Source organism: Methylobacterium sp. 1973 (assembly GCF_040545035.1).
In the GTDB taxonomy this organism is placed as follows: Bacteria; Pseudomonadota; Alphaproteobacteria; order Rhizobiales; family Beijerinckiaceae; genus Methylobacterium; species Methylobacterium fujisawaense.
In genome coordinates this window covers 120567-127632 of the sequence record NZ_JBEPLA010000016.1, presented here as the reverse complement: position 1 = coordinate 127632, position 7066 = coordinate 120567, and the positions used below count along the sequence as shown (strand labels likewise).

9 protein-coding genes are annotated in these 7066 nt (G+C 70.1%); 3 read left to right on the top strand and 6 right to left on the bottom strand.

The window, feature by feature from the left end; translation table 11 throughout:
* Both ABIC70_RS24730 and ABIC70_RS24725 read left to right on the top strand, forming a co-directional pair.
* Positions 1-134 (top strand): transposase (locus ABIC70_RS24730; protein WP_354441675.1); only part of this gene is annotated, 134 nt, incomplete at its 5' end.
* Positions 135-186: 52 nt separating this feature from the next.
* Positions 187-528 carry a YidB family protein gene (locus ABIC70_RS24725; protein WP_043350910.1) on the top strand — a complete coding sequence of 114 codons (342 nt, stop codon included), beginning with the start codon at positions 187-189 and terminating at the stop codon, positions 526-528.
* A 113-nt stretch (positions 529-641) separates the two neighbouring features.
* On the opposite strand, the gene ABIC70_RS24720 is transcribed toward ABIC70_RS24725, so the two are convergent.
* Positions 642-2153 (bottom strand): peptidoglycan DD-metalloendopeptidase family protein, encoded by a 1512-nt coding sequence (locus ABIC70_RS24720; RefSeq protein WP_043761159.1) that lies wholly within the window; start codon positions 2151-2153, stop codon positions 642-644.
* A gap of 202 nt (positions 2154-2355) precedes the next feature.
* Between ABIC70_RS24720 and ABIC70_RS24715 the strand changes: the two genes are divergently transcribed.
* Positions 2356-2910 carry a GNAT family N-acetyltransferase gene (locus tag ABIC70_RS24715; RefSeq protein WP_043761157.1) on the top strand — a complete coding sequence of 185 codons (555 nt, stop codon included), beginning with the start codon at positions 2356-2358 and terminating at the stop codon, positions 2908-2910.
* Positions 2911-2953: 43 nt separating this feature from the next.
* On the opposite strand, the gene ABIC70_RS24710 is transcribed toward ABIC70_RS24715, so the two are convergent.
* The 5 genes from ABIC70_RS24710 to ABIC70_RS24690 form a co-directional block, all read right to left on the bottom strand.
* Positions 2954-3232: a hypothetical protein gene (locus ABIC70_RS24710; protein ID WP_043757490.1), complete on the bottom strand. Its 279-nt coding sequence runs from the start codon at positions 3230-3232 to the stop codon at positions 2954-2956.
* A gap of 266 nt (positions 3233-3498) precedes the next feature.
* Positions 3499-4776, bottom strand: coding sequence for a porin (locus ABIC70_RS24705; RefSeq protein WP_182593156.1), 1278 nt, complete (start codon positions 4774-4776; stop codon positions 3499-3501).
* 222 nt (positions 4777-4998) lie between these two features.
* Positions 4999-5847 (bottom strand): 23S rRNA (adenine(2030)-N(6))-methyltransferase RlmJ, encoded by an 849-nt coding sequence (locus tag ABIC70_RS24700; RefSeq protein WP_354441668.1) that lies wholly within the window; start codon positions 5845-5847, stop codon positions 4999-5001.
* Positions 5848-5913: 66 nt separating this feature from the next.
* Positions 5914-6576, bottom strand: coding sequence for a ribonuclease T2 family protein (locus ABIC70_RS24695; protein WP_043350900.1), 663 nt, complete (start codon positions 6574-6576; stop codon positions 5914-5916).
* A 2-nt stretch (positions 6577-6578) separates the two neighbouring features.
* The gene (locus ABIC70_RS24690) at positions 6579-7040 is read right to left on the bottom strand and encodes a hypothetical protein (protein WP_043350928.1); all 462 of its coding nucleotides are present in this window, start codon (positions 7038-7040) and stop codon (positions 6579-6581) included.
* Positions 7041-7066 lie beyond the last annotated feature (26 nt).

Sequence of the window (7066 nt, the reverse complement as noted above, 5' to 3'; positions counted from 1 at the left end):
GGGAGCGCTGGCGGATCGAGGCGACCTTCAACCGCCTCAAAGACTTCCGCCGCATTGCCACCCGCTACGACAAACTCGCCCGCAACTACGCCTCGGCCCTCGCTCTGGCCGCCGTCATCGCCTTCTGGTGCTGATCGAGTCCACACCCTAGACTCCCGTCGACCGATCCTTCGACGCGAGGCCCACATGAGTCTGCTCAATTCCCTCGGCGGCTCGCTGGGGCAGATCGCCCTCAAGGCGTTGCCGGGCGTGATCCAGCAGGTCCTGCCCGGCGGGCTCAACGCCCTGCTCGATCAGCTCCGGCGATCCGGCTACGAGAGCCAGGTCAATTCCTGGCTCGGCCGCGGGCCCAACGAGCCGATCACCGCCGACGACCTGCGCAAGGTCCTCGACAACGATCAGGTGCGCCAGATGGCGGGAAAGCTCGGAATCCCGATGGACCAGCTGTTCCCGACCCTCGCGCAGGCCCTTCCCGAGACCGTGGACCACCACAGCCCCGACGGGACCCTGCAGGTGCCCAAGGCCTAGGCGGCCACGGCGCGGGCGAGGGGAGGGCCGGCGCGGCCTGACCGTCGGTCCGCAACGCGAAACGGCGGCCCCGTCCGGGACCGCCGCCGCGTGCCGCCGTCTTGCCGGTCGGCTCAGTTGCTGGCGAGCTGGGACATGGGATCCACGGGCGCGCCGCCCTTGCGGATCTCGAAATGGAGCTGCGGCGAGGTCACGTTGCCCGACGCGCCGGACTTCGCGATGGTCTGACCGCGCTTGACCTTCTCGCCGGGCTTCACGTCGATCTCGCCGTTATGGGCGTAGGCCGAGACGTAGCCGTTGGCGTGACGCACGAGGACCAGCTTGCCGTAGCCCTTCACGTCGGAGCCGGCATAGGCGACCGTGCCCTCTTCGGCGGCCTTGACGGGGGTGCCCTCCGGGACGGCGATGTTGATGCCCTCGTTGCCGGAGCTGCCATAGCCGGAGATCACCCGGCCCTTGGCGGGCCAGCGGAAGTTCTCCGTCGCCTCGGCCACGGAGCCGGTGGCGGCGGGCTCGGACTTGGCCTGGGCAGGAGCCGCGGCGGCCACCGGCTTCGGCGTCTCCTTGGCGGCGACCTTCTCGGCGGCGGCGGGCTTCTGCGCCGCCTCCTTGGCGGCCTCCTTGGTGGCCTGCTTGGCCGCCTCCTTGGAGGCTTCCTTGGCGGCCTTCGCCTCGGCGAGCTTCTGGGCGGCCTCCGCCTTCGCGGCGGCCTTCGCCTCGGCGCGGGCTTCCTGGGCCTTGGCTTCGGCCTTCGCCTTCGCCTCGAGCTTCGGATCCGCCTTCTTGTCGTCGGCCTTCTTCTCCTCGGCCTTGGCGACCTGTCCGGGACGCACGTGCTTCGGCTTCTCGCCGTCCTTCGCGGTGGCGTCCTTGCGGGTCTTGGCGTCGGCGACCTTGCGGGCGGCGGCGTCGCGGGCGAGCGCCTCCTTGCGCTCCGCCTCCTTCTCGGCGGCGGCGGCCTTCTGCGCCGCCTCCTTGGCGGCCTTCGCCTCGGCGAGCTTCTGGGCGGCCTCCTTGGCCTCCTCGCGCTTCGCGGCGATCTTGTTCTCGACCTGCTTGGCGTCCTCGCGCTTCTCCTCGGCAGCCCGGGCGGGCCGGGCGGACATCGGGGCCGCGGCGGGGTTCAGCCCGGAGGCGTTGTAGACCGGGATCACGATCTGACGACCGGGCGTGATCTGGCTCGCGTTGCTCAGGCCATTGGCGGCCAGGATCGCCGAAGCGGGCACGCCGAAGCGGGTGGACATCTGGTTCAGGCTGTCGTTGCGCGAGACGGTGATCTGCGTGCCGCCCTCGGCGCTCCAGCCGACGCCGCCGGTGGAGGCGACTCGGGTCGCGGGGGCGGCAGCAGGGGTCTGGGCCGGACTCGCGGCGGCGGCCGGACGCGCGGCGCCGGGCGCGCTCAGCGCCTCCGATTGGATGCGGCCGGTCCGGACCGGCGGCACCGACTTCAGGGATCCGTCCGGCAGGCTGCCGGTGGCGGAAGGCTCCGACTCGAACGGATTCGAGAATGGGTTGCCCAGCCGCGATGCGTCCGAGGAACAGGCGGCGGCCGCCCCGCCGATCATGCCGATGAGCGCGACGCGCGACAGCGTCCGCAACATCTGACCCGTACCGCGCACCCGCATCGACACACCCGTTTGCCTGACGCAACCTGATGCCCCAATGAAGACGGATTCAGGTTAAGCAACCGTTCCCGTTCCGCATACCTGCGACCCAGAAGCGAAGGAGCGCGCAGGGTTTCGCGCAGGGTTTCGCGCCGTGCCGGGGATGAAACCCAGGGGCGAGACCGTCCCTTTTCCTACCTGGGCGGCTCCCCACATCGTGGACATGTTTACCATCCGCGGCGCGCGCGACAGCTTGGCCGATCTGCCGGCGATTGAGACCGCGCGCCTCTCGGTCGCCGCCCTTCAGCCCGCGGACGCAGCGGCCCTGCGCCGGCTCACCGACGATCCGGCGATCACCGCCGCGGTGGACTTCCTGCCGACCCCCTTCACGCTCCAGGATGCCGAGGATCTGATTCGCAGCGGCCGGCGGGGCCGGGACTGCTTCCTCGGGGCCTGGACCCGCGGCGGCGACGATCCCGGTGTCGCCCCCGATCCGGCGGGACGCGACCTGGTTGGGGTGGTCGGGACGCATCTGCGCGGCACCGGCACGATCGAGATCGGATACTGGATCGGGGGCGCCGCCCGCGGGCGCGGCTTCGCCTACGAGGCCGTATCGGCGATCCTCGGCCTTCTCGGCGCGCGCTTCCCGGCGCGCCTCGTGGTGGCGGAATGCCGCCCGGCCAACGTCGCGTCCTGGGGCCTGCTGCAGAAGCTGGGTTTTCGCGACACCGGCGAGGAGGGGCACCGCCCGGGCCGCCGCCTGCTCAGACGGGATTGAGCCCCATGGCCGGCGGGCGGACCCCGACCGCTGGTCTCAGGTCTCAGGCTCCACGCCGCCGCACCTTCGTGCGCCGCGGGCCGAGCGCGAAGGGCGCCTCGTCGTCCGGCGAGCGCTCCGCCAGGGCGAAGCTGTGCAGTTCGTTCAGCCCGCCCCCGTCCCGGGGCTGCACCGCGACCAGGGCGTAGAAGGCCGCCCGCACCACATCCTTCCTGGACGCGTCGGGATGCGTCTCGCGGACGGCGACGCGCAGCGCCTTCGGCGTCATGCCCAGTGCGGCCAGGCTCCAGAGCGTCGCCGCGAGCGCCTCGATCGAAGCCATCCGAAACGCCCCCGTCGGTCGAGTCCCAGGGTCTTTATACGGACCGGCCCAGCACCGGCGCAAGTCTCGTTCAGACGACCGCAAGATCGGCGGCTCATCGAGCACATATCGTCACAACAATACGACGATATACGAAGTCGATTACTACAAATGTCGCAATCGATTTGCCACAACACCTTCAATTTCAGCAGACAACAAAAAGCCCCCGGACCTGAGGCCGGGGGCTTGCTGGCGACCGGTTCCGTGAACCGGTCCGGGTCATCCGATCAGAAGGTGATGCCGGTCTCGACCATGTAGCGGTCCTGGGAGGTGTTGTTGCCGGTGCGGCCGAAGCCGGTGCCGAGCGTCCCCTCCGCGAGGTTGCCACGGGTGATCCCGCCGAGTTCGACGTGGGCGTATTCCACCCGGAAGAAGTACCGGTCGAAGGTGAAGGTCGGCGTGACGGTGACCGAGAAGGCGTTGCTGCCCGCACCGAAGCCCAGCAGGTTGGTCCCGCCGGATCCGCGGACGCCGGTCTGCTCGGTGTACTCGACGCGGCCGGCCAGGGAGAAATTATCGGTGAACGAGTAGGCCGCCAGCAGCGCGCCGCCGTAGGTCGACGCCGAGTTGGCGATGCCGACGCGCAGGTCCCGCTCGACATTGGTGAACTGGAAGTACGGCGAGATGATCCACGGGCCGTTCGCGTAGGTGTAGTTGATGTTGAAGATGCCGCTGTTCTGCTGGAGGTTCGGCGTCGCGAACTGGTAGCGCGGGCTGCGGTCGAGGGCGTTGGTCCGGCCGACGTTCAGGCCGCCGTTGACGCCGATCGTGTTGTAGTCGTCGAGCTTGTAGGCGACGTTGCCGGTGAACCACGTGATCTCGTTGGAGAAGAAGCCGTCCGTGCCCGCGAGGGACACCGAGAGCGGGCCGCTGCTGTAATTGACCTGCACGCCCTGGTTGATGAAGTTCTCCTGCACGAACAGGAGGCCGCGGTTGATGTTCAGGTTCTGGTAGGTGAACAGCAGCTCGGTGCCGATCAGGGTGAACATCCGGCCGCCCTGGACCGACCATTCATCGTTGATCTGGATCTTGCCGAAGGCGACCGGGACCGGGCCGAACAGGAGATCGGTCTGGGTGAAGGTGCCGAGCGTGGGGAAGCCGAGCTGCGGGATCGAGTAGCCGCCGGCCTGGATGTAGAACTGGAACGCGCCCTCGGGCTTCTGGATGATGCCCTGCACGTTCGAGAAGTCGAACCGGGCCGACCGGTCGCGGTCGTTGGGCGCCGCCGGGGTCGAGAACGAGGCGAACGGGTTCGACTGCGTGTAGCCGTAGCCGGTGATGGCGCCGCCCACGTAGAGGTCCCCGAGCGGACCCGCGGAGAAGCAGCTCGGATTCGGGTTGGCCTTGATCACGCCGCTATAGGCCGGACCGATCAGCGTGGCCTTGCACGGCTCGGCGGGGGGCGCGACGGGAACCGGCGCCGGGGCCGACAGATCGGCCGCGAGGATGCTGGTCGAGGACAGCAGCACGGTGGCCAGGCCGGCCAGGGCGGATCGCTTCAGCATGGTTCGGAGCTCGTTCGGATTCGTCTACGGCCAAGCTGACATCGCGCTGCGAATGACACAAAATCAAACATAGAGCAGTTGCATATTTTTTGGGCAGATCCCTATCGCTGAACACGTTCGACGCGGAAATGTGACTTTGCCGCCACAATCGTCCGGGCGGACCGGCGTTTTCCTTTGCGGGCGTCCGGAACAGCTTTCCCGGCACGGCCCAAGTCTACCGTGTCAGGCCGCGGGACCGATCGGATCGCAGCGAAATCCTCCGAACTCATGCCGGGCCAGCCGTTCGGCCAGGGCCGGCAGGAACAGCATCGCCTCCTCGGCGAGGCGCCACGGCGGGTTGACCACGATCAGGCCGCTCCCGGTGAGCCGCGTCGGGTCGCCCGGCCGCTCGATCAGGAGATCGAGCCGCAGGGCCGGGCGGGGCAGGGCGGCATCGAGGTCGCGGACCATCCGGTCGAGGGCCTCGGTGTCCTTGATCGGATACCAGGCCAGGAACACCCCGGTGGGCCATTTCGCCACCGCCCGGGCGAGGTGGGCGCCGAGGCGCGCGATCTCGCCGGGCACCTCGTAGGGCGGATCGATCAGCACGAGGCCGCGCCGCTCCGGCGGCGGGATCTGGGCGTTGATCGCAGTCCAGCCGTCGAGGCTCATCACCTTGGTGCGGGGATCGCAGGCGTAGCGGTCCTGCAGCGTGGCGGCATCCGCCGGATGGAGTTCCACGAACACGCCCTTGTCGCCGGGGCGCAGCGCCTCGCGGATCAGGGCGGGCGAGCCGGGATAGGCGGTGGCGCCGTCGCGCGCCTGCACCGCCGCCACCGCGGCCCGGTAAGGCGCAAGCAGCGCCTCGACATCCGGCGCGAAGGGCGCGGTCATCCGGCCCCACCCCTCCCGCCACTCGCCGGTGCGGGCCGCCTCGTCGGCCTCGAGATCGTAGACGCCGAGTCCCGCGAAGGCGTCCAGCGCCCGGAACGGCTTGTCCTTGAGCCGGAGGTGGTCGAGCACCCGCGCCAGAACGAGGTGCTTGAGGACGTCGGCGTGGTTGCCGGCGTGGAAGGCGTGCCGATAGTTCATGGCCGCGCGCTCAAGCCGATCCGGCGCCCCAGGTCCAGCGCCCGGCGCGCAAAACGCCGAAAAAACCTAGCGGGCGGCGTCGAGACGCACCTCGGGCGCCCGGCAATTGCCGCGGGCGACCTCGGGGCAGGGGGCGAAGCCGCGCAGGTCCTTGCCGAAGCAGATCCGGACCTCCTGGAGCTGCCCGCGGGTGCAGGTGACCGCCATCATGTCGGGGCGCAGGCCGCGATTGGCCGCCACGAATTGCCGCGCGATCTCGATGGGGGCGAGGGATTGCGGCGGGGAGCCGCCCGTCAGGCCGTCGGGGATCGTCACCGCCTGCCGCGCCGTGCGGGCGGCCGCGAAATAGGCGGCGGGATCGAGGCCCGAGCAGGTGCCATGCTTGCGCCACTCGTACCGGGCGAGCCCCTCGCTCGGATAGACCTGCCCGGCCACCTCCATGGCCTGCCGGGTGGGCGCGCGGTTCACCGCCGAGCAGTTCTCCGGATAGCCGCGGGCATATTGCGGCCATAGGCCGTGGACGACGAAGCCGAGGCCGCGACCGGGGGCGCACTGGACGTCGTCCCGGCGTGCGCCCGGCCCCGCGCAGTAGGTCGGCGACCACGACAGGGCGAGGACGTAGAAGTCGAACGCGCCGGGCGTGCCGCCACGGGCGAAGCCGCCGTAATCCTGGGCGGCGGCCGGCCCGGCGAGGAGCAGGCCCGCGAGGCCGGCGGCGAGCCTGCGCATGGTCAGGGACGCGCCATCCGGCAGGCGGTGGCGTAGGCGTAGGCGAGGTCCCGGTCGAGCCCGTGGACGCAGAACTCGACGCCCCAGGTCGCCCCGATGATCCCGAGGCTCTCGCGCACCGAGTAGTCGACCTTGCGGCGGACGCCGTCCGACGTGGTGATGGTCGCGGTGCAGAAGCGGCGGGGATAGGTGTCGAGGCCCCAGGGCCGCCAGGCGGTGCGCTCGATCGTGTCGAAGGACAGGATCGTCATCGACGAATTCCAGAACTTCGCCTCCTTCTCGGCGAAGTTGGTCGAGACCCGCTCCAGCACCGACGGGTCCTGGCAGCCGGGGATCTGCGCGTCGAAGGGGAAGATCCGCTCCTCGGCGGGCTCGATGTCCTCCCGGGCCGAGCGGGCCAGCGCCGGCTGGGCCAGGGCGAGAAGGGCCAGCCCGAGGGCGAAGCCGTGAAAGAGCGGGCGCATGGCGCGTGCCTCGACGGATGTGCGAT

Coding starts and splice junctions, on each gene's coding strand:
- ABIC70_RS24725 (WP_043350910.1), top strand. CDS start 187: ATGAGTCTGCTCAATTCCCTCGGCGGCTCGCTGGGGCAGATCGCCCTC.
- ABIC70_RS24720 (WP_043761159.1), bottom strand. CDS start 2,153: ATGCGGGTGCGCGGTACGGGTCAGATGTTGCGGACGCTGTCGCGCGTC.
- ABIC70_RS24715 (WP_043761157.1), top strand. CDS start 2,356: ATGTTTACCATCCGCGGCGCGCGCGACAGCTTGGCCGATCTGCCGGCG.
- ABIC70_RS24710 (WP_043757490.1), bottom strand. CDS start 3,232: ATGGCTTCGATCGAGGCGCTCGCGGCGACGCTCTGGAGCCTGGCCGCA.
- ABIC70_RS24705 (WP_182593156.1), bottom strand. CDS start 4,776: ATGCTGAAGCGATCCGCCCTGGCCGGCCTGGCCACCGTGCTGCTGTCC.
- ABIC70_RS24700 (WP_354441668.1), bottom strand. CDS start 5,847: ATGAACTATCGGCACGCCTTCCACGCCGGCAACCACGCCGACGTCCTC.
- ABIC70_RS24695 (WP_043350900.1), bottom strand. CDS start 6,576: ATGCGCAGGCTCGCCGCCGGCCTCGCGGGCCTGCTCCTCGCCGGGCCG.
- ABIC70_RS24690 (WP_043350928.1), bottom strand. CDS start 7,040: ATGCGCCCGCTCTTTCACGGCTTCGCCCTCGGGCTGGCCCTTCTCGCC.